The following is a 21,098-nucleotide window of genomic DNA, read 5'->3' as shown; positions in this document are numbered from 1 at the left end:
TCAGCCCTGCAGGCGACGCGCCGAACGCGCGGCCTGGCGGGTGGAGCGGAGCCGGCGCAGACGCTTGACCAGGAGCGGCTTGTGCGCGAGCGCGGCAGGGGTGTCGATCAGCGAGTTGAGGTGCTGGTAGTAACGAGTCGTCGAGATCCCGAAGTGCTCCATGATGGCCTGCTCCTTCGGGACGGCCGAGGTGAACCAGTTGTCCTCGAAGTCCAGCATGGCGGCCTCGCGCTCGGTGAGTTCCGTGGTCTCGAGAGCTGCTGGGTGCGACATGCGCGCCATCATACGCGATCCGAATGACACCGCTGTGATTCGACGCGCGCCACTGCTGCGAGCTTGCCCCTCAACCGTCTGACAAGGTTCACTGGGGCCCATGTTCAGACTCGGAGGGATCGAGCAGCACTATGCCTGGGGGACCACCGACGTCATCCCGGGACTGCTCGGGCGCGAGCCGGACGGCGAACCCTTCGCCGAGTACTGGTTCGGCGCCCACCCGTTCGGCGACTCCCCGATCGAGCCCGGCGGCACCCTCTCGGCACACCTGGCCGAGCGGCCCGGCGAGCTCCTGGGCGACGCGACGGCCGCATCGTTCGGGGGCCGCCTGCCGTACCTCGTCAAGTTCCTCTCGGCCGCGTCCCCGCTCAGCCTCCAGGCCCACCCCTCCCGCTCGCAGGCGGAGCAGGGTTACGCCCGCGAGTCGCTGCAGGGCGTTCCCACCAACTCCCCCGAGCGTTCCTTCAAGGATGACTGGCCCAAGCCCGAGACCATCATCGCCCTGACCCCCTTCGAGGGCCTCCTCGGCTTCCGCGAACCCACGAAGACGGCACAGCTGTTCGAGGCGCTCGGCGTGGGTGACACGCTCGCGTCGGTGATCGGTCCCCTGCGGGAGCGCACCACCACACCGGCCCTGCAGGAGGTGTTCCTCGACGTCCTGTCCCTCGGCGAGCGACGCCACCTCGTCGACGAGGTGCTGGGGGCCGCCGTCGGGCTCCTCGACGCGCCGGGCGAGCTGGGCCTGTTCGCCAAGACCGCCGTCGAGCTCGACGAGCACTTCCCCGGCGACCCGGGCATCCTGGCCGCGCTACTGCTGAACCGGTTCGCACTGGAACCCGGGCAGGCCGTCAGCCTCGAGGCCGGCGTGATGCACGCCTACCTGAAGGGCACCGGCGTGGAGGTGATGGCCAACTCCGACAACGTCCTGCGCGGCGGCCTGACCCGCAAGCACATCGACGTCGACGCCCTGTTGCAGGTGGTCAAGTTCGAGCCCACCGAGGTGAAGCTCCTGTCCGCCGACGGCGTGGACGGCCTCTACCTGTTCCCCTCCACCGTCGAGGAGTTCGAGGTGTGGCTGGTGCAGCCCATCACGCAGGGCCGCGCCGTCGAGGTGCCCCGCCCCGACTCCGGCCGGATCCTCGTGGTGGCCGACGGCAGCTTCACCCTCGAGGGCGACGACGAGCCGCTCCACCTGCGCTGCGGCGAGGCCGTGTTCGTGCCTGCGGGCGAGCAGGTGCACGCCAGCGGTCAGGGGCAGTTGTTCACCGTCGCCTCCGGTGTGTGAGCACCCGCTTTCCATATCGCGCGCAGTTTCGGCACAATTGACGACGCTGCACCACCGCCTCCGTAGCTCAGCGGCCAGAGCGCTCGCCTTGTAAGCGAGTGGTCGAGGGTTCGACTCCCTCCGGAGGCTCCACCACAATGGGGCCATGACTCCCGAAGCAGGCAAGTGGTCCCGCATGATCGCCGTGGACCCCGAGCACTCCCACCGCTACATCCAGCGCTTCAAGATGATGGCGCAGGCCGGCCACGACCTGGTGGGTGAGGCCCGCACCGTCCACGCCATGGTCTCCCCCGGCTCGCGGATCCTGGACGCCGGGTGCGGCCCCGGCCGGCACGCGGCCCACCTGCACGAACTCGGCCACCACGTGGTGGGCGTCGACGTGGACCCGGTGCTGGTCGAGGCAGCACGGGCGGACCACCCCGGGCCCGAGTTCGTCGTGCAGGACCTGGCCGAACTGGACCTCCCGGCCCAGGGCATCGAGGCCGGCTTCGACGCCATCCTGTGCGCCGGCAACGTGGTGGGGTTCCTCGCGGAGAGCACCCGCGTCGAGGTGTTGCGTCGGCTGGGAGCGCACCTCGCCCCCGAGGGTCGGGCCGTCATCGGCTTCGGCGCGGGCCGCGGCTACGAGTTCGACGAGTTCTTCGCCGACGTCGCGGCCGCGGGCCTGGTGGTGGAGCTGAAGCTGTCCACCTGGGACCTGCGTCCCTTCACCCCCGACTCGACGTTCCTGGTGGCGGTGCTGGGCAGGCCCTGAGTCAGTCGCGCGCGGCCTTGGCTGCCTTGGCGGCCTCGTCGCGCCGGCCCTTGATCACGGCGCCGGCGACGATCACCACCACCAGGCCGATGGCCACGTAGCCGGCGATCCGGGCGTACAAGTCGAGGATCTCGACGACGGGCTCGCCGAGTTGCCAGCCGAGCCAGAAGTAGAAGCACAACCACACCGTCGAGGCGATGTAGTCGTAGACGAGGAAGCGCCGCAGGCTCATGTTGGTGGCGCCGGAGATCACGAAGACCACCTGCATCAGCGGCAGCGGGATGGGGATGTAGGCGATGAAGAAGCCCAGCGGGCCGAGCTTCTCGGCCCAACGCTCGGCGCGGGCGTAGTTGCGGGCGGCACGTTTGCTGCGGCCGGCCCAGACCTCGATCATCCCGCGGCCCCACAGCTTGCCGGCCCACCAGTAGATCCAGTCGAACTTGAGGCTGAGCACCGAGGCGACCACCAGCACCCACGGCCAGTGCCCCATCTGGCCGACGGATGCGAGCGCCCCACTGGCGGCGACGGCGGTGCGGCTGCCGGTGCCCATGGCCAGGATGTCGGGGGCCACCGCCATCAGCCACGCGCGCATCGGGATCAGCACGAGGCTGAAAACCCCCACCACGCCGAACCAGACCAGGCACGCGATGTCCTGGCGGCCGGGCTTGGAGTTCCAGGGCATGCCCGAGTCCTCCCACCACTCCTTGGCGGTTTCGGGCTCCACCGCCGGATCCTCGTGGTCCGCGTCGGTGCCGGTCTGGGAGCCCTCGGGCTGCTCCGGGGTGTCAGTCACGCGTCGAATGGTACGCGGCAGCGCCAATGTCTCGAAAAGATCACGTTCCGGGCCCTCGTCTCGCGCGACGGGTTGCTCGCATGTAGAGTCCGGGTCGGAAGAAGCACTTCCTCCACTACGGATCGTCGGGCACGTACCTGCCCGTGGAAAGGAATGTGGCATGGCCACTGTTAGCTACCGCGATGCTTCACGCATCTACCCCGGCTCTGATCGCGCCGCCGTCAACAAGCTGAACCTCGAGATCGAGGACGGCGAGTTCATGGTGCTGGTCGGACCCTCCGGCTGTGGCAAGTCGACCTCCCTGCGCATGCTCGCGGGTCTCGAAGAGGTCAACGCCGGGAACATCTTCATCGGTGACCGGGACGTCACCGACCTGCCTCCGAAGGACCGGGACATCGCAATGGTGTTCCAGAACTACGCCCTGTACCCGCACATGACCGTGGCGGACAACATGGGCTTCGCCCTGAAGATGCAGAACGTCCCCAAGGCTGAGCGCCAGAAGCGAGTCCAGGAGGCGGCACACCTGCTGGGCCTCGAGGACTTCCTGTCCCGCAAGCCGAAGGCACTCTCCGGCGGTCAGCGCCAGCGCGTCGCCATGGGCCGCGCCATCGTGCGCCAGCCGCAGGTGTTCCTCATGGACGAGCCGCTGTCGAACCTCGACGCCAAGCTCCGCGTCTCCACCCGCACCCAGATCGCCGCGCTGCAGCGCCGCCTCGGTGTCACCACCGTCTACGTCACGCACGACCAGGTCGAGGCAATGACGATGGGTGACCGCGTCGCCGTGCTCAAGGACGGCATCCTGCAGCAGGTCGACTCGCCGCTGGCGCTCTACGACACCCCGAACAACCTCTTCGTGGCAGGCTTCATCGGCTCGCCCGCGATGAACCTCATGAAGGCCACCATCGTCGACGGCGGCGCCAAGATCGGTGACTACACCGTTCCGGTCCCGCGCGAGACCCTGGCCAAGGCCGAGGGCGACGACACGGTCACGCTGGGCATCCGCCCGGAGGCATTCAACATCTCCACCTCCGGCGAGGGCATCGCGCTCGACATCGCCGTGGTCGAGGAGCTGGGTGCGGACTCCTACCTGTACGGCACGCTGGCCGGCCTATCCGAGGACGAGCTCGTCAACGCCCCGCAGATCGTGGCCCGCGTCGGCGCCCGCACGGCACCGCAGAAGGGTGAGATCGTCCGCCTCGAGGCAGATCCCGCGCACGTGCACGTGTTCAGCAACAGCACCGAGGAGCGCATCAGCTGACCCAGCTGCTCCGCCCGACGGAAGGCCCCCGCTCCGGCGGGGGCCTTTCCCGTTTCCGGCCATCGGCGAACACCGCCCGGGGCCCGTCCCCATCGTTGCTACAGTGACGGCTCGGAATCGAGGAGGACGAATGGCAGAACTCGGACGTTGGACCAGGGCGGCCAGAGCCGGGATGGCCCAGGACAAGGGCCATGACGCAGTGGTCCCTCCCATCCACCTCTCCAGCAACTACGTGTTCTCCTCCCCGGAGGCCCCGGGCCCCTACGACTACTCCCGCTCCGGGAACCCCACCCGCGACATCCTCAACGACGCGCTGGCGGACCTCGAGGGCGGCGCGGGCGGCACCAGCGTGGCGACGGGGATGGCCGCGGTCACACTCGTCGTCGAGGCCGTGGTGCCGGTTGGCGGCCGCGTCGTCCTCGCGCACGACGCCTACGGCGGCACCTGGCGGCTGTTCACCGGGCTGGCGGCCAAGGGTCGGTTCACCCTGGAACTCGCGGACCTCACCGATCCCGACGCCGCCGCCGCGGCACTCGCGTCGCCCGCGGACCTGGTCTGGGTGGAGACCCCCTCCAACCCGCTGCTCCGGGTGAGTGACATCGAGCGGGTCTCGGACCTCGCCCACGCCGCAGGGGCGCTGGTGTGCGTGGACAACACCTTCTGTTCGCCGCTGTTGCAGCAGCCGCTCGCTCTGGGGGCGGACTTCGTCATCCACTCCACCACCAAGTTCATCAACGGGCACTCCGACGTCGTGGGCGGCATCGCGATCGCCCGCACGCAGGAGCACCACGAGCTGCTCCGTCACTGGGCCAACACCCTGGGACTGACGGGCAGCCCGTTCGACGCCTACCTGACCCTGCGCGGCCTGCGCACCCTTGACTCCCGTTTGCGGGTGCACCGCGAGAACGCCCAGGCGCTGGCCGACGTGCTCGAGGCGCATCCCGCCGTCGGCGCAGTGCACTACCCGGGACTGGCTTCGCACCCGGACCACGAACTGGCCGCCCGGCAGATGTCCGGGCCGGGATCCGTCCTCAGCATCGAACTGGTGGGCGGACGCCCGGCGGTGGACCGATTCCTCGACGGGCTCCAGATCTTCCACCTGGCCGAGTCGCTCGGCGGCGTGGAGTCCCTGGTGTGCCACCCGATGACCATGACGCACGCCTCGATGACCCCGGACGCGCAGGCTGCCGCGGGCATCACCGACGGCCTGCTGCGGCTCAGCGTCGGCGTCGAGGGACGAGAAGACCTGGTGGCCGTGACCCGCGAGGCGCTGGAGCGCATCGGCTGACCCGGCTCCGGCGGTCCCCACTAGACTGTGCCGCGTGCCCAGATTCCTAGCCGCCAAACCAGACGCCGACCTGATTCGGCTGCCGTGGAACGTGCCGCTCGAGTCCTGGCCCACAGCGCATCTCGTGGCGCTGCCCCGAGGCATCTCCCGCCACGTCGTGCGCTTCATCCAGGTGGGCGACGACATCCTCGCCGCCAAGGAGATCCTCGAGGAGGTGGCGGTCCACGAGTACCGCCAGCTCACCGAGCTGCGCCGGCTGGACGTGCCCGCCGTCGAGCCGGTGGGAGTGGTGCTCGGCCGCACGGACTCCGAGGGCACCGTCCTGGACCCGATCCTGCTGACCAGGCACCTGCCCTTCTCCCTGCCGTACCGCGCGCTGTTCTACTCGGGCGTGAAGCTGGACACCGTCAACCGGCTGCTGGACGCGATGGTGGTGCTGTTCGCACGCCTCCACCTGACCGGCTTCTACTGGGGCGACGTGTCCCTGTCCAACATCCTGTTCCGACGCGACGCCGGCGAGTTCGCCGCCTACCTCGTGGACGCCGAGACCGGTGAACTGCACGCGAAGCTGACCGACGGCCAGCGCGCCCACGACCTGCAGATCGCCACCACCAACCTGTTCGGCGAGTTCAGCGACCTGGAGGCCGGAGGCATGCTGGACCCGTCGCTGCAGCCGCAGTGGCTGGTGGAGACCATCGTGGACCGCTACCACTCGCTGTGGGCGGAGCTGACCGGGGCAGAGGAGTTCTCCGAGTCCGAGCTGTACCGGCTCGAGGGCCGCGTGCGGCGCCTGAACGCGCTCGGCTTCGACGTCGCCGAGATCGACGTCAGCACCTCCCCCGACGGCAGCACCATCCGGATGCAGCCGAAGGTGGTGGAGGCCGGCCACCACTCCCGCCGGCTGATGCGCCTGACCGGCCTGGACGCGGAGGAGCACCAGGCCCGCCGCCTGCTCAACGACATGGACACGTTCCGGGCCAAGCTGCCCGGCAGCATGACCGAGAGCGTCGCCGCCCACAAGTGGCTGATGGAGGTCTTCGAGCCCGCCACCTCCCGGATCCCGCCCGAGCTGACCGGCAAGCGTGACCCGGCACAGTTCTTCCACGAGCTGCTGGACTACCGCTGGTACATGTCCCAGCGCCAGAACCACGAGGTGAGCATCGTCGAGGCGGCCTCCGGCTACGTGGCCGACGTGCTGCGCACCCTGCCGGACGAGGAACTGGGCAACGTGATGCCCGTCGGGCAGGAACTGCTGAACAAGTACGACCCGTCCCAGGGCTTCGCCGACGACGACGAGGAGCCGCCCTACGACCCATGGGAGGACGGCGCGAGCGACCCGGAACTCCCCGTCAGCTTCGGCTTCGACATCGAGGCACTGCGCGCCCGCGAGCGGGAGAAGGACAAGGGCGGCAAGAGCGCCTGAATCGGTGCGTGAAAGGCCTCTCTTCCAGATCGCGCTCTCTGGGACCGCGGCTGCCAGTCGTTGACCCCCAGCGCGGCCCGGCCGTTTGGTGAAAGCCCTTTCACAGGATAGGGTTTCGGTAGCTCGACAGCAGCGTTTCGGTCGACGAAATGCAACGGCATGGATCAGGGAGCAGACATGGCAGAGATCGAAGGTCTCCACATCCTCGGACCCGGGGACGACGTCGGCGTGGTCACCCTGGAGGGTGGACCGGTCCCGGTGGGCCACAAGGTGGCGGTCCGCGACGTCGCGGCGGGCTCCCCCGTGATCAAGTACGGCCATGTGATCGGCTACGCCACGAAGGACATCGCCGTCGGCGACCACGTCCACTCCCACAACCTCACCTACGGCCAACACAGCGCACCCGACAACCACGAGGACTCCACCGCCACCCCCGAGCTCACCCTCGACGGCTCCGGCGCCTTCAAGGGCATCCGCCGCTCCGACGGGCGCGTGGCCACCCGCAACGTGATCGCGATCGTGTCCACCGTCAACTGCTCGGCGACGGTGTGCCAGCGCATCGCCGACGCCGTCACGCGAGCCGGCATCCTCGAGGACTTCCCCAGCATCGACGCCGTCGTGCCCGTCACCCACACCAGCGGCTGCGGCATGTCCGGCGACGGCGACAACCTGCGTCGCCTGCGCCGCACCCTCGCCGGCTACGCGGGCCACGCCAACGTCGGCGGCGTGCTGGTGGTGGCGCTGGGCTGCGAGGTCAACCAGATGACCGACTTCATGGGTGACATCCCCCGCCGCGACGACCTGCACGTCCTCGAGATGGGCATCCAGGACATGGGCGGCACCAAGGCCACCATCAACGCCGGCATCGAGGCCGTCGAGCGGCTGGCGCGCGAGATGGGTGAGGTCACCCGCGAGGACATCCCCGTCAGCGAACTGGTCCTCGGCCTGAACTGCGGCGGCTCCGACGGCTGGTCCGGGATCACCGCCAACCCCGCGCTCGGCGTCGCCTCCGACATGCTCGTCGCCCGCGGCGCGAAGTCGGTGCTCGCCGAGACCCCCGAGATCTACGGGGCGGAGGACCTCTTGCTTAACCGGGCCGTCTCCGACGAGGTGGGCCAGAAGCTGCGTGACATCATCGCCCGCTGGGAGGCCGAGGTGCAGGTCACCGGCGAGTCCCTCGACAACAACCCCTCCCCCGGCAACAAGGAGGGTGGCATCACCACCATCCTGGAGAAGTCGCTCGGCGCGGTGGCCAAGGGCGGGCACTCCCCCATGTCGGCCGTCTACGAGTACGCGGAGCCCATCGCCGAACCCGGCTTCGCCTTCATGGACACCCCGGGCTACGACCCGGTCTCGGTCACCGGCCTGATCGCGGGCGGCGCGAACGTGGTGGTGTTCACCACCGGGCGCGGCTCGGCGCTGGGCTACGGCATCGTGCCCGTGATCAAGCTGTCCACCAACTCCTCCCTGTTCCGCCGGATGCCCGACGACATGGACCTCGACGCGGGCGACATCGTCGAGCAGGGCGTCTCCGTCGAGGACAAGGGCCTGGAGATCTACGAGCGCATCGTCTCCGCCGCCTCCGGTGAGAAGACCAAGAGCGAGGACCTCGGCTACGGCTCCCAGGAGTTCGTGCCGTGGCTCCTGGGTCCCGTCTTCTGACCTCCCGATCCAAGCGCTGCGCCCCAGGAGAACTGCATGAAGAAGGTCCAGGTGTCCGCCCCCGGTGAGATCGCGGTGGTCGACTCGGAGTGCCCCGTCCCGGCGCCCGGCGAGGCGCTGGTGCGGGTCCGCTACGCCGGCATCTGCGGCTCCGACCTGCAGACGTTCACCGGCAACCAACCGTTCGCCAGCTACCCCCGGGTCCCGGGCCACGAGTGGTCAGGGGAGGTGGTGGAGGTCAACGGCGAGGCCGGGGACCTGCGCACCGGCATGCTGGTCACCGGCAACCCGTACTTCAACTGCGGCACTTGCTACTCGTGCCGCCGCGGGCTGGTGAACTGCTGCGAGTTGAACGAGACGATGGGCGTGCACCGGGACGGCTCGTTCCAGGAGTACATCACCATGCCGGTGGCGCGGCTGTACCCGGCCGCTGGCCTGGACCCGAAGCACGCGGCGATGGTGGAGCCGTTCTCCATCGGCTGGCACGCCATGAACCGGGCCCGGGTGTCCGAGGGTGAGCGGGTGCTCGTCCTCGGCGCCGGCGCCATCGGGATGTTCACCATGGTCTCGGCCCTGGCCCGTGGGGCGCAGGTCCACATCGCCGACATCGTCCCCGAGCGGCTCGCGATCGCGCGGGAACTGGGTGCCGCCTCCGCAGTGGACCTGTCCACGACGGGCATCCCGGAGCTGGTTGCGACCGCCACCGGCGGCGACGGGTTCGACGTCGTCGGCGAGGCCACCGGCCTGCCCGTCAGCTTCCTGAACGCGATCGAGGCCGCGGCCTTCGGTGGCCGGATCGCGCTGATCGGCAACGGCAAGCGCGAGGTGTCGTTCAACCAGTCGATGCTGATCCGCAAGGAACTCGACGTGCTCGGATCCCGCAACAGCCTCGACGCGTTCGGACCGCTGATCCAGTTGCTGCAGGAGGGCAGGGTGGACATCTCGCCCATCCTCACCTCCGTCGTCCCGGCCGCGGAGACGATCGATGCCATGCAGGACCTGCTCGAGCACACGGAGCGCAACGTCAAGGTCCTCGTCGAGTTCTGACCCACAAGGAGATCCAATGAGAGTCGTCCAGTTCGGTGAAGGCGTGTTCCTGAGGGGGTTCGTCGACTGGATGTTCCAGCGGCTGAACACCGAGGCGGGAACGGACATCAAGGTCACTCTGGTGCAGCCGCGCGCCTCCGACGGCGTCGCCCGGCTGATGGCGCAGGGCGGCCGCTGGACCGTCGTGCAGCAGGGTCTGCACGACGGGGCGGAGCAGTCTGTCACCACCGTCGTGGACTGCGTCGACAGCGGCATCAACACCCATGAGGACCCGGACGGTTTCGTCGCAACCGCTCAGGACCCCGAGGTGCGGGTGGTGGTGTCCAACACCACTGAGGCGGGCATCGTCTGGTCCGACGACGACGCGGCCCTGGGCGCGGACCCGGGGGTGCGCTCCTTCCCGGGCAAGCTCACCTGGTTCCTCGCCGAACGGTTCTGGGCGCTGCCGGAGCCGGAGACCCTGTACGTGCTGCCGGTGGAACTGATCGCGGACAACGGCTCCGCACTGGCGACGTTGGTGCGCCGCATGGCCGACGCCTGGGAACTGGGCGCCGAGTTCGGCCGCTGGCTGGACGAGCGCGTGGTGTTCTTCGACACGCTCGTGGACCGCATCGTCCCGGGCCGCCCCACCGAGGCGGTGGAACTGGCGCCCGGCGTCCGCGACGAGTTCCCCGTCCAGGTGGAGTGGTTCCACTCCTGGTACCTGCACGGTCCGCGGGAGCTCCTCGACGTGCTGCCGCTGGACGCGCTGGACCTGAACGTCCGGTTCGTGGAGGACCTGCGGCCCTACCGGGACCTCAAGGTGCGCGTGCTCAACGCATTGCACTCCTCCATGGCCCCGACCGGCCTCGCCATCGGCGTGGAGTCGGTGGCGCAGGCGGTGGACCACGAGGACCTCGGCCTCTGGCTGCGGGCGCTTCTCCAGGAGGAGATCGTCCCCACACTGGACCTGCCTGCCGACGAGGTGGCCGAGTTCGCCGCCGCCACCTGGGACCGCTACCGCAACCCCTTCATCCACCACCGGCTGGAGAGCATCCTGCTGAACTCCTCGGCGAAGCTCCCCGCCCGGCTGGGCGACATCGCGGTGGAGCGCGGCACCTCCGGCAGCCCGCTGCTGGCTTTCGGGGTGGCGGCCTGGCTGCACCTGACCCGGGCCGGGGGCCTCTCGGACTCCGCCGAGGCGCTGGGCGCCCTCGGCGAGCTGTGGCGCGCCGTCGAGGCCGGCAGCCTCGCCGCGGCCGAGGTCGCGCGCAGTGCGCTGGCCGATCGCGCCGTCCTGGGCACCGTCGACTGGCCCCGGGAGTTCATCGACGAGGTGGCCTCCCACCTGGCCCGGATCGAGGCCGACGGCCCCGCCGCCGCGCTGCGGGCCGTGGAAGCGGTGCCGGAGGCCGCGGCCGGATAGACTCGTCGGGTGAGTTTCCGCCTGTACGACACCGCCGCGCGCGCGGTGCGCCCCCTCGAGCCCCTCGTCGCCGGCGAGGTGTCGATCTACCACTGCGGCCTGACCGTCCAGTCGTCGCCGCACCTGGGCCACATCCGCAAGGAGGTGGTCTTCGACGTGCTGCGCCGCTGGCTGGAGCACAAGGGGCTGGCCGTGACCGTCGTCGCGAACGTCACAGACATCGACGACAAGATCCTCTCCAAGTCCAAGGAGGCCGGCGTCGAGTGGTGGGCGCACGCCTACAAGTTCGAGCGGGAACTCCACGACGCCTACGCCGCACTGGGCTGCAAGCCCCCCACCTACGAGCCGCGCGCCACCGGTCACATCACGGAGATGGTGGAACTCGTCGAGGAACTCCTGGAACGCGGCCACGCCTACGTCGCCGAGGACGCCTCGGGCGACGTCTACTTCGACGTGCGCTCGTGGCCCACCTACGGTGAACTCTCCGGCCAGAAGGTGGACGAGATGGAGGCCGCCGCCGACGCGGACCCCCGCGGCAAGCGCGACCCCCGGGACTTCGCGCTGTGGAAGGGCCACAAGGAGGGCGAACCGGCGACGGCGTCCTGGCCCACCCCATGGGGGCGCGGCCGCCCCGGCTGGCACCTGGAGTGCTCCGCCATGGCCGGCAAGTACCTGGGCGACACGTTCGACATCCACGGCGGCGGCATCGACCTGCGCTTCCCCCACCACGAGAACGAATTGGCCCAGTCCGCAGCGGCCGGGCGCGGCTTCGCACGGCACTGGATGCACAACGCCTGGGTCACCATGGCCGGCGAGAAGATGAGCAAGTCGCTGGGCAACACCGCCCTGGTCAGCGAGGTCACCAAGGCCCACTCGCCGCGCGCGGTGCGCTACTTCCTGGCAGCCCCGCACTACCGCTCCACCATCGAGTTCTCCCCCGCCGAGGACGCCACCAGAGGCTCGCTCGCCGAGGCGGAGAAGGCGATCGAGCGCATCGACACCTTCCTGGCGCGCGCCGTCGAACTGGTCGGCGAGGTGCAGGTCTCGGCCGCTCCCGCCACGCCGCAGTGGGACACGTTCCAGCGTTCCATGGACGACGACCTCGGCACCCCCGGCGCCGTCGCCGCCCTGTTCGAGGCCATCCGCGCCGGCAACCAGGCCATCGACGCGGGCGACGGCGAGGCCGTGGGTGACCAAGTCGTCGCCATCACCGCCATGCTCGACGTCCTGGGCCTCAACCCGGCCGGCCCCGAGTGGGCGGGCGCGGTGGCGGTGGACAACCTGACCCCCGTCGTCGACGGCCTGGTGGCGCACCTGCTGGAGCAGCGCAACACCGCCCGCGCCGCCAAGGACTGGGCTGCTGCAGACGCCATGCGCGACACCCTGGCCCACCTGGGCCTCAACATCACAGACACCCCCAGCGGTCCGCGCTGGAGCTTGGAGAAGCACTGATGGCCGGAAACTCGTCCCGTCGTGGGGCCACCTCGAAGGGCAAGGGCAACACTGCCGGCTCCGGTGGCCGCATCCGACGCTCCCTCAAGGGCAAGGGCCCAACGCCCAAGGCGGAGGACCGCGTCTACCACAAGGCCTACAAGGCCAAGCAGGCCGCCGCCAAGCGCCAGCCCGCCAAGAAGAAGACCACGCGAACGGCCGTGGGAGCGGACTGGGTGGTGGGCCGCAACCCTGTGATCGAGGCGCTGGAGGCGGGCATGCCTGTCAAGCAGGCGCTCGTCGCGGAGGGGGCCGAGCGTGACGACAGGCTGCGCGAGATCCTCAAGTTCACCGCGGAGCACTCGATGCCGCTGCTCCAGGTGACCCGCGCCGAACTGGACCGGGTGACCGGCGGCCTCGTGCACCAGGGCGTCGCCATCCAGCTGCCGGCGTTCTCCTACGCCGACGTCGAGGACGTGCTGGCCGACGCCGTCGCCGCCGATGCCGGGCTGGTGGTGGCCCTCGACGGCGTCACGGACCCCCGCAACCTGGGCGCCATCGTCCGTTCCGCGGCCGCGTTCGGGGCGCAGGGCGTGGTGATCCCGTCGCGCCGCTCGGCCTCCATGACCGCAGCCGCCTGGAAGACCTCCGCAGGCGCGGCCGCCCGCATCCCCGTGGCGATGGCCACCAACCTGAACCGCGCCCTGGAGCAGGCCTCCAAACTGGGGATCACCATCGTCGGGCTGGCCGGGGAGAGCGATGTGCCGCTGTCCGGCGTGCCGGCCGACGGCCCCGTGCTGGTTGTGGTCGGTTCCGAGGGCGAGGGGCTCTCCCGCCTCGTCCGGGAGCACTGCGACCTGCTGGTCTCCATCCCCATCGCCAGCTCGGTGGAGTCCCTCAACGCCTCCGTCGCCACCTCCGTGGCGCTGTACGAGATCAGCCAACAGCGCCAACTCGCACAGGGCTGACCTGGTCCCCTCCCCTGGCATCATTCCGAGAGGAATCTTGTCCAGGAAGGGGGCGGCGTGAGCGCACCTGGGATGACCGACGACGAGTTGGATCCACTGGCGCCCGTCTTCTACGACGACGGGTCCCCCGAGGAGGAGCCCGACGAGTCCGACGGCGGCTTCTCCGACGTGGACCGCGTGGTCCGGGTCTGGGTGGCCGACGGCAGGCTCACCAAGGTCCGAGTCTCACCCGTCTGGTATCGCAAGCTTCGCAACACCACCATGGAGAGCGCGTTCGGACAGGCCTTCTGGCAGTCCAACCTGACCATCGCTCCCGTCCCGGACGAGGACACGGCACCAGCCGCCACGATGCACGCAACGGTGGTGGCGGACATGGATGACCCCAGCTACCACGGCAACGCGGTCTGCGGGCAGACCACCGATGGGGCCTTCGTCCACACCCTCTGCGTGATGGGGGCCGAGTCGAACGTGCTGGAACTGGGCAGCGCGAGCGACACGTTCACCGTCGAGGAAATGGCCGCCCTGGCCCAGGAACTCTACGAGGCCCTCTGACGGTTCAGTTGGCGCGGGTGCGGGGCTGGTACTCGAGCACGAACTCCAGCGGCTGGGCCGGTTCGGTGAACTCGGCGGGGACGTTCGGGACGTCGGTGTAGTCCACCTCCACCGGGCCCGCCGGGTTGAAGCCGACGACCCCACCGGCGTCGCGACCCGTGACCGCCCAGATCACCATCAAGTCCACCTGGTTGCGGGCCAGGGCCTCCGTGGTTACGGTCTCGGGGTAGGTGGCCGGGAACTTCTGGCCGGCGGCGTCCTGGTAGGTGAACGACTGTGCCACGTTGAGGTTCTGCTGCAGGAACGGGCCCCCGCCGCTCTGGATGCGGGCGTTCATGCTGGACACCAGCCACTGCTGCCCGTCCGGCGCCCAGCCGAGGATTGGTGTCCAGGGCAACAGTTCGCTGTCAGGCCGCAGCGTCACCAGCAGCGTCCCCGGCTGGGCCTGCAGTTCCGGAGGTGGGACGGTCGTGAACGCGCGGCGGAAGGTGCCCGTCTCGGGGGTGCACAGGATGTCCCAGCGCTCCCGGAAGCCGAGGTTGGCGTTCCAGTCATCGTCGATGATGGGCAGCCCGGTGCGCAGGTCGATCCTGACGGTGCGGCCCTCGTCGGTGATCTCGAGCGTGATCACGTCGTCGGGCAGCACGCTGAAGATGAACATCTCCCACTCCGTCAGGTAGCTGCCGGACGGCGGGTTGAACTTGTCGAAGAGGTTGGGCAGCGGGATGAGGTTGCTGCCCACCCTGAGCTGGCTGGTCACGAGGTGATCCGTGGTCTCGACGTAGACGGGCAGCCCACCCTTCAGGGTGAAGGCGGCCAGCTCGTACCCGGGAGGCGCCTTCAAGGGTGTGCTCTCACCCACCTGGGCGGCCGTCTCCTGCGAGAGCCGCTCCCCCGCGAACCAGCCCTGCAGCGTCCCGTCGAAGTGTGGGGTGGAGATCACCAGTGCGCCGTAGTTGCCCTCCGGCAGGTTCTTGGGTTCACCGTCGCGGGAGCGCAGGAAGTACTCGGAGTCCACCTCCTTGGCCGGGTCCACGCTGGCTGTGGGCGTCGGCGTCTCCGTCTGGGGATTGAAGTCCACCGGCTCGAACCCACAGCCGGACACCGCTGCCGTCGCGAGGCCCAGGAGGGCGGCGCGTCTCGTAACTTCGTGACCCACGCAAGTGAGGGTAGACGATCAGGGAGCCACACACCCGCTGGTCGCCACTCGGCCCGGAGGGCGGTGGCGTTCTAGACTGTGGGCAAGACACCCCACAAGGAGAACTGTGACCGACATCTCTGAACTCAGCAAGGCCTACCAGACCCTGCTCAGCACGATCGAAGCAGTGGAGCCCCGCATCGCGGAGGCCACGCGCGCCGAGCTCGCGGACCAGCGTGATTCGCTGAAGCTCATCGCGTCGGAGAACTACGCCAGCCTGCCCGTGCTCGCCGCCATGGGAACCTGGCTGAGCGACAAGTACGCCGAGGGTACCGTCGGGCACCGCTTCTACGCGGGCTGCCAGAACGTCGACACCGTCGAGTCCGTCGCCGCCGAACACGCGCGCGAACTGTTCGGGGCGGAGTACGCCTACGTCCAGCCCCACTCCGGCATCGACGCGAACCTGACCGCCTACTGGGCCATCCTCGCCCACCACGTGGAGCTGCCCGCCCTGGAGGAGTTCGGCGCGAAGAACGTCCAGGCCCTCTCGGAGGCCGACTGGGAGACGCTGCGTGCCCGCTTCGGCCAGCAGCGGCTGCTGGGCATGAGCCTCGACGCCGGCGGCCACCTCACCCACGGTTTCCGCCCCAACGTCTCCGGCAAGATGTTCCACCAGAACCACTACGGCACGGACCCCGAGACGCAGCTGCTGGACTACGACGCCGTCGCCGCCAAGGCCCGCGAGTTCAAGCCGCTGGTCCTGGTGGCCGGCTACTCCGCCTACCCGCGCCGCGTCAACTTCGCCAAGATGCGCGAGATCGCCGACGAGGTGGGCGCGGTGCTGATGGTGGACATGGCCCACTTCGCGGGTCTGGTGGCCGGCAAGGTGTTCACCGGAGACGAGGACCCGATCCCCCACGCGCAGGTGGTCACCACCACCACGCACAAGTCGCTGCGCGGCCCGCGCGGCGGCATGGTGCTCGCCACCGAGGAGTACGCCGCCGACGTGGACCGCGGCTGCCCGCTCGTCCTCGGCGGACCCCTCAGCCACGTGATGGCCGCCAAGGCCGTCGCCCTGGCCGAGGCGCGCACCAAGGAGTTCCAGACCTACGCCCACAACGTCGCGGACAACGCCAAGGCGCTGGCCGAGGGCCTGCTGACGCGCGGCGGCAAGCTCGTCACCGGCGGCACGGACAACCACATCGTGCTGCTCGACGTCACCGGCTACGGCCTGACCGGCCGCCAGGCCGAGTCGGCGCTGCTCGATGCCGGCATCGTCACCAACCGCAACGCCATCCCGAACGACCCGAACGGCGCCTGGTACACCAGCGGCGTCCGCCTCGGCACCCCGGCGCTCACGTCGCGCGGCTTCACCACCTCCGACATGGACTCGGTGGCGCAGCTGATCGACGAGGTCCTGCGCTCCACCACCCCGGTGGCCACCAAGGACGGCAAGCCCGGCAAGGCCAAGTACGACCTGGCCGCCGACGTCGCCGCCAACAGCCACAACGTGGCCGGCGGCATGCTGCAGGCGCACCCGCTGTACCCGGGCTTCGAGCTCTGAGCTGCGACCCACAAAAGGGGCGCCGACCGGATGATCCGGTCGGCGCCCCTTTTCGCGTCGGGTGCTGGGTCAGCGGGCGAAGAGCTCGCCCTGCACCGTGTGGATGAACTGGGTCAGCGACGCCGGCAGGTCACGCAGGTGCCACGTCTCCGGTGCGTGGTACCAGGAGATGTCCGTGGGGTCCGGGGCGGCGTCGTCGTCTGCACGCACCATCGCCTCGATCCAGCGCTCCTTGCCGCCGAGGACGACGGCGTACGGCAGCAGCCGGGAAATCTCCGGCAGCTCGCGGCCGGTGGGCATGTTGTCGGTCGGGTGCGTGGCCAGCAGCGACGAGAGGGCACCGAGACCGCTGACGAGCTTGGAGCCCTTCTTGGTGCGGCGCGGCATCCGGTCCGCCACCCAGAGCAGGGCCAGGGCCAGGAGCACCAGGACCAGGCCGAGGAACCCGAAGTGGGTGAGGACGATTAGCAGGCCCGCCGCGACGGCTGCGGCGACGACACCGATGATGCCGATGCGACGCCAGTTGTTGCGGGTGGAGTCGGGGCGGGACTCGAACCAGCCGCGCTTCACGACGTCGTCGTAGAGGGAGCTCTGGACGGCGCCGATGACGGGGCTGAGGGTGGCGGGCAGCTTGGACACCAAGGTCTCGCCACCGATGGGTGCGATGGCGTCGAGGATCTGGCGCTCGTAGTCCGCCAACTCCTCGCCGCCGGTCTCGGTGCGGGTGAGCTTCCAGTCGAGCAGCCCGTGGGGGTCGTGCGGGAGTTCGGTGATCAGGAGGTGCCCACGGACGGCCAGGTCCAGCAGGGTCGCGGTCACGTCGACGGGGTCCACCCGCTCGTCCGCGACGGTGCCGACGTGGCCGGGGCGCACGCCGTCGTGGATCTCGAAGACGGACTCGCCGTCGCCGACGGGGCGGAAGCTGGCGACGGGCTCGAACTCGCCGTCGTGGAAGGCGTCGACGCCGGTGCGGCGGTGCAGCAGGTACAGCGCCAGGGCGCCGAGCGCGAGTGCCCCGAGCGCGACGAGGATGGTCAAGGGGGTGATGGCGAAGGCGCGGTTCAGGCTCCAGTCCTCGTGCACCACGTCGGTGGCGGCCACCGCCGCGGCGGCCACGCCGACAGTGATGGTGACCTGCTCACCGATGCCCCGCTCGAAGCTCTGGAACGTCGGCAGCGGCGCGTCATGGGTGCCGGCCGCGTACAGCTCGCACTTGACGACGGCGCCGGGCGGGCCGGCGAGGCAGTCGATGAGCTCGACGATGGCGCCCACGCGGATGGTGCCGGTGACCTCGGCCACCTCGACGCTGAGGCCCTGCAGCGCGCGCCAGCTGAAGATGGTCAGTTCACCGGTGGCGCCCTGCTCCGTGCGGGTGGCGCCCGAGACCTCGTAGCTGATGGTGATGGGCTGGTTGCCGGCGCTGGAGGTGTCCAGCTTCACGACGAGGTAGTTGCCGTCGCGGGTGACCTCGGCGTCAGCCGCAGCCCCTCCGATGGTGGCGGCCACGCCGGTGATCTCGTAGACGAAGCTGCGGCTCCCGTCGATGGGTGAGCGAAGCGCCAGGCGCTGGGTCAGCTCGTCGGGAGCGGCGTCGCCGAAGGTGATGGTCTCGGTTGCCTTGAGGATGCCCTCGGGGGTGAGTTGACCGTCGAACTCGTAGGTGTCTGCGATCGGACCCTCGGCGTGCGCCGCGGTGGCGCCGAAGAAAGTCGCCAGCACCACCAGGCAAAGTACGGATAGCAGGCGCTGGAGGCGCCCTGCGGAGGAGGTCTTCAACAAGGTCCGGTCTCCTATTGGGATTCGACAGTCTCGCACTGGACGGTATCGCACGCCCGGATCAGTGGGAAGACAATATTGCATGTTTCAGCCCGTGCCCCGGGTTGCGGTTACCCTGATGCACGTGACGCAACCGCAGAACCCTTTCGGGCGCCCCCAAGCAGCTCAGTTCGGCAACCCTGCCCAGAATCCGGGCCAGTCCAGCTTCGGTGGCTGGGGCGGCGGCCAGTTCCGGCCGCCCACCGGTCAGCCGATGCCGCAGCAGCAGTTCGGCCAGCAGTACCAGCAGGGCACCGGCGCGTTCGGTCCCGGCTACGGCGCTCCGGGCCAGTTCGGTGGCGCACCCACCCCTCCGAAGAAGAAGGGGCCACCGGCCGTCCTGATCGGTGCTGTGATCGGGGCCGGAATCGCCTTGGTGGCGCTGCTGGTCTATGCCTTCGTCTCCGGCGGCTCCGACGACGGCGGCCCCGACTACCGCAACGAGGACTACCAGGTCCCCACCGTCACCAGCTCGCCGCCGGACCTCGAGATCCCCGAGACGATGGGCGAGCTCATGGACCTGCTCGAGGCCAACCCTATCTACGACGAGACGTTCCCGGTGCCGGTGCGCTGTGACCTCACGCTCGACGGCAACGTCCACTCGATCTCCGACGACGCGCTCGAGGACCGGATGACCACCTATGTGGGCTGCCTCACCCGCGCCTGGGGCCCCACCCTCGAGGCGGCGGGCTTCATCGCCTACCAGCCGCGGGTCACCGTCTACCCCGCCGGCGGGACGGTCAACACCCCCTGCGGCACGGCCGAGTCCCTCAACGCCTTCTACTGCGGCGGTGACCAGAACCTCTACCTGGCCCGCGACATCGGCGAGGTCCTGACAGCCCAGACCAGCGCCGAGCGCATTCTCTTCGAGCTCATCATGGCCCACGAGTACGGCCACGCCATGCAGGGCCGCACCGGCATCTTCGCGGCGTCGGCGATCCTCGCCTACGACGAGGAGGACGAGGCGGTGGCGCTGGAGCTCAGCCGGCGCACCGAGGTGCAGGCGGACTGCTTCGCCGGGGAGGGCCTGCGTTCCCTCGGCGAGTCCATGGGCGTCGACGACAACGACGTCGCGGCCATCTCCCGGATCAGCTTCGAGATCGGCGACGACCAGTTGCAGGAGCGCTTCGGCGCGACGACGATCCAGCCGGGCAACCACGGCATCGGCGAGAACCGGCAGCTGTGGATCGAACGCGGCTTCAACGACCCCGCACTCTCGGTGTGCAACACCTGGACGGCCGCCACCAGCGAGGTGCGCTGAGGCTAGTCGCTGAGCGAGGCGACGGCGATGGCCGCGACGCCTTCGCCGCGGCCGGTGAGGCCCAGCCCGTCGGTGGTGGTGGCCGCGACGCTGATCGGTGCCCCGAGCGCCGCTGACATCACCTGCTGCGCCTCGGCGCGGCGGGCGGCCATCCTGGGCCGGTTCCCGATGACCTGCACCGACACGTTGTCGATCTCGTAGCCGGCGGCGCGCACCCGGCGTGCCGTCTCCGCCAGGAACGAGACACCGCTGGCGCCGGCCCATTCCGGCTCTGCGGTGCCGTAGTTCGATCCCAGGTCCCCCAGTCCGGCGGCGCCCAGGAGCGCGTCACAGGCCGCATGGGCCGCGACGTCGCCGTCGGAGTGGCCGCTGAGGCCGACGGTCTCCTCCGGGAAGTGGAGGCCGGCCACCCACATCGGCACGCCCTCCACCAGCCGGTGCACGTCGGTGCCGATGCCCACCCGGTTTCCCATCACTGCCTCCCTGCGAGGATCGCGTGTGCGAGCACCAGGTCCTGGGGCTCGGTGACCTTCATGGCGTCGCGGTGGCCGTCGACGATGGTGACGGCGTCGCCGAGCAGCTCGGCCGCGGCGGCGTCGTCGGTGACCTCGATGCCCGCGTCGGCCAGGTGTTGGTGCGCGTCCCGCAGCGTCCCGAGCGGGAAACCCTGCGGGGTCTGGACGGCCCGGAGCCGGGAACGGTCGACGACGTGGCTGCCAGCGTCGTCGAGTGCCCGGATGGAGTCCACCACGGGCACCGCGGGCACCACGGCCCGCGCTCCCCCCGCGACCGCTCGGACCACGTCTGCGACGACCCGGGCCGGCACCAGCGGACGGGCCGCGTCGTGCACCAGGACGACGGTTTCCTCGGGGTGACTCGCCGCCAGGACCTCGACGCCGAGCCGCACGGAATCCTGCCGGCGGGCGCCTCCGACGACGGTACGCAAGGGCAGCGTGGAACCTGAGAGAGCTTCTTGGAATTGCGCCTCGTGGGAGGCGGGGACCGTCACGACGGCGAAGCCGACACCACCGTCGGCGAGGGCGTCGAGGCAGCACCGCACCATGGGCACGCCGTCGATCTCGACGAGCGCCTTCGGCACGTCAGCGCCGAGGCGGGAACCAGAACCGGCCGCCACCACGATGGCGACGGCCGGTGCCTTCTCGTTCAATTCTGGGATCCGG

Annotated in this window: 19 protein-coding genes and 1 tRNA gene; 14 read left to right on the top strand and 6 right to left on the bottom strand. The window is 69.9% G+C overall.

Annotation, left to right across the window (positions count from 1 at the left end; all coding sequences use genetic code 11):
• Window positions 1-273, bottom strand: a complete 273-nt coding sequence (locus tag ACYU7G_RS10770) for a DUF3263 domain-containing protein (protein WP_461107648.1) — start codon at window positions 271-273, stop codon at window positions 1-3.
• A 100-nt stretch (window positions 274-373) separates the two neighbouring features.
• Here ACYU7G_RS10770 and manA point away from each other — a divergent pair, with 100 nt between their 5' ends.
• The 3 genes from manA (at window position 374) to ACYU7G_RS10755 (ending at window position 2,312) form a co-directional block, all read left to right on the top strand.
• Window positions 374-1,558: a mannose-6-phosphate isomerase, class I gene (gene manA / locus ACYU7G_RS10765; protein WP_461107646.1), complete on the top strand. Its 1,185-nt coding sequence runs from the start codon at window positions 374-376 to the stop codon at window positions 1,556-1,558.
• 56 nt (window positions 1,559-1,614) lie between these two features.
• Window positions 1,615-1,690 (top strand) — tRNA-Thr (locus ACYU7G_RS10760).
• Window positions 1,691-1,703: 13 nt separating this feature from the next.
• A complete protein-coding gene (locus ACYU7G_RS10755) occupies window positions 1,704-2,312 on the top strand; it encodes a class I SAM-dependent methyltransferase (RefSeq protein ID WP_461107644.1) in 609 nt (202 codons plus the stop codon).
• Window position 2,313: 1 nt separating this feature from the next.
• Here ACYU7G_RS10755 and ACYU7G_RS10750 read toward each other — a convergent pair whose 3' ends face one another.
• On the bottom strand, window positions 2,314-3,105 hold the full coding sequence (locus ACYU7G_RS10750) for a DedA family protein (protein WP_461107642.1): 792 nt from the start codon (window positions 3,103-3,105) through the stop codon (window positions 2,314-2,316).
• 160 nt (window positions 3,106-3,265) lie between these two features.
• On the opposite strand from ACYU7G_RS10750, the gene ACYU7G_RS10745 reads away from it, so the two are divergent.
• From ACYU7G_RS10745 to ACYU7G_RS10705, 9 genes are all read left to right on the top strand, one after another.
• Window positions 3,266-4,363, top strand: coding sequence for an ABC transporter ATP-binding protein (locus ACYU7G_RS10745; RefSeq protein ID WP_461107640.1), 1,098 nt, complete (start codon window positions 3,266-3,268; stop codon window positions 4,361-4,363).
• Between the two features lie 130 nt (window positions 4,364-4,493).
• Complete coding sequence (gene metB, locus ACYU7G_RS10740; RefSeq protein ID WP_461107638.1) at window positions 4,494-5,651, top strand: cystathionine gamma-synthase; 1,158 nt, start codon at window positions 4,494-4,496, stop codon at window positions 5,649-5,651.
• 34 nt (window positions 5,652-5,685) lie between these two features.
• Entirely contained in the window at window positions 5,686-7,074 is a 1,389-nt protein-coding gene (locus tag ACYU7G_RS10735; protein WP_461107636.1) for a DUF4032 domain-containing protein, read from the top strand.
• A 177-nt stretch (window positions 7,075-7,251) separates the two neighbouring features.
• A complete protein-coding gene (locus ACYU7G_RS10730) occupies window positions 7,252-8,736 on the top strand; it encodes a UxaA family hydrolase (RefSeq protein WP_461107634.1) in 1,485 nt (494 codons plus the stop codon).
• A gap of 36 nt (window positions 8,737-8,772) precedes the next feature.
• On the top strand, window positions 8,773-9,783 hold the full coding sequence (locus tag ACYU7G_RS10725) for a zinc-binding alcohol dehydrogenase family protein (protein ID WP_461107632.1): 1,011 nt from the start codon (window positions 8,773-8,775) through the stop codon (window positions 9,781-9,783).
• Between the two features lie 16 nt (window positions 9,784-9,799).
• Entirely contained in the window at window positions 9,800-11,188 is a 1,389-nt protein-coding gene (locus ACYU7G_RS10720; RefSeq protein WP_461107630.1) for a tagaturonate reductase, read from the top strand.
• 9 nt (window positions 11,189-11,197) lie between these two features.
• Window positions 11,198-12,640, top strand: a complete 1,443-nt coding sequence (gene cysS, locus ACYU7G_RS10715) for a cysteine--tRNA ligase (protein WP_461107628.1) — start codon at window positions 11,198-11,200, stop codon at window positions 12,638-12,640.
• Window positions 12,640-13,587: a 23S rRNA (guanosine(2251)-2'-O)-methyltransferase RlmB gene (gene rlmB, locus ACYU7G_RS10710; protein ID WP_461107626.1), complete on the top strand. Its 948-nt coding sequence runs from the start codon at window positions 12,640-12,642 to the stop codon at window positions 13,585-13,587. Before cysS ends, rlmB begins: the two co-directional genes overlap by 1 nt.
• A gap of 57 nt (window positions 13,588-13,644) precedes the next feature.
• Window positions 13,645-14,139 (top strand): hypothetical protein, encoded by a 495-nt coding sequence (locus tag ACYU7G_RS10705; RefSeq protein ID WP_461107624.1) that lies wholly within the window; start codon window positions 13,645-13,647, stop codon window positions 14,137-14,139.
• A gap of 4 nt (window positions 14,140-14,143) precedes the next feature.
• Here the strand turns inward: ACYU7G_RS10705 and ACYU7G_RS10700 are convergent, their stop codons facing one another.
• Window positions 14,144-15,298, bottom strand: a complete 1,155-nt coding sequence (locus ACYU7G_RS10700) for a hypothetical protein (protein WP_461107622.1) — start codon at window positions 15,296-15,298, stop codon at window positions 14,144-14,146.
• Window positions 15,299-15,374: 76 nt separating this feature from the next.
• On the opposite strand from ACYU7G_RS10700, the gene ACYU7G_RS10695 reads away from it, so the two are divergent.
• Window positions 15,375-16,841: a glycine hydroxymethyltransferase gene (locus ACYU7G_RS10695; RefSeq protein WP_461109571.1), complete on the top strand. Its 1,467-nt coding sequence runs from the start codon at window positions 15,375-15,377 to the stop codon at window positions 16,839-16,841.
• Window positions 16,842-16,910: 69 nt separating this feature from the next.
• Here ACYU7G_RS10695 and ACYU7G_RS10690 read toward each other — a convergent pair whose 3' ends face one another.
• A complete protein-coding gene (locus ACYU7G_RS10690) occupies window positions 16,911-18,560 on the bottom strand; it encodes a DUF2207 family protein (RefSeq protein WP_461107620.1) in 1,650 nt (549 codons plus the stop codon).
• Window positions 18,561-18,741: 181 nt separating this feature from the next.
• Between ACYU7G_RS10690 and ACYU7G_RS10685 the strand changes: the two genes are divergently transcribed.
• Window positions 18,742-19,917 (top strand): neutral zinc metallopeptidase, encoded by a 1,176-nt coding sequence (locus tag ACYU7G_RS10685; RefSeq protein ID WP_461107618.1) that lies wholly within the window; start codon window positions 18,742-18,744, stop codon window positions 19,915-19,917.
• 2 nt (window positions 19,918-19,919) lie between these two features.
• On the opposite strand, the gene ispF is transcribed toward ACYU7G_RS10685, so the two are convergent.
• Both ispF and ispD read right to left on the bottom strand, forming a co-directional pair.
• Complete coding sequence (ispF, locus tag ACYU7G_RS10680) at window positions 19,920-20,390, bottom strand: 2-C-methyl-D-erythritol 2,4-cyclodiphosphate synthase (protein WP_461107616.1); 471 nt, start codon at window positions 20,388-20,390, stop codon at window positions 19,920-19,922.
• Window positions 20,390-21,085 carry a 2-C-methyl-D-erythritol 4-phosphate cytidylyltransferase gene (ispD, locus tag ACYU7G_RS10675; protein ID WP_461107614.1) on the bottom strand — a complete coding sequence of 232 codons (696 nt, stop codon included), beginning with the start codon at window positions 21,083-21,085 and terminating at the stop codon, window positions 20,390-20,392. Before ispD ends, ispF begins: the two co-directional genes overlap by 1 nt.
• Window positions 21,086-21,098: the final 13 nt, after the last annotated feature.

It is taken from the genome of Tessaracoccus terricola (genome assembly GCF_054776555.1).
The sequence above is the reverse complement of the archived record's forward strand: the minus strand, read 5'-3'. Positions and strand labels throughout refer to the sequence as shown.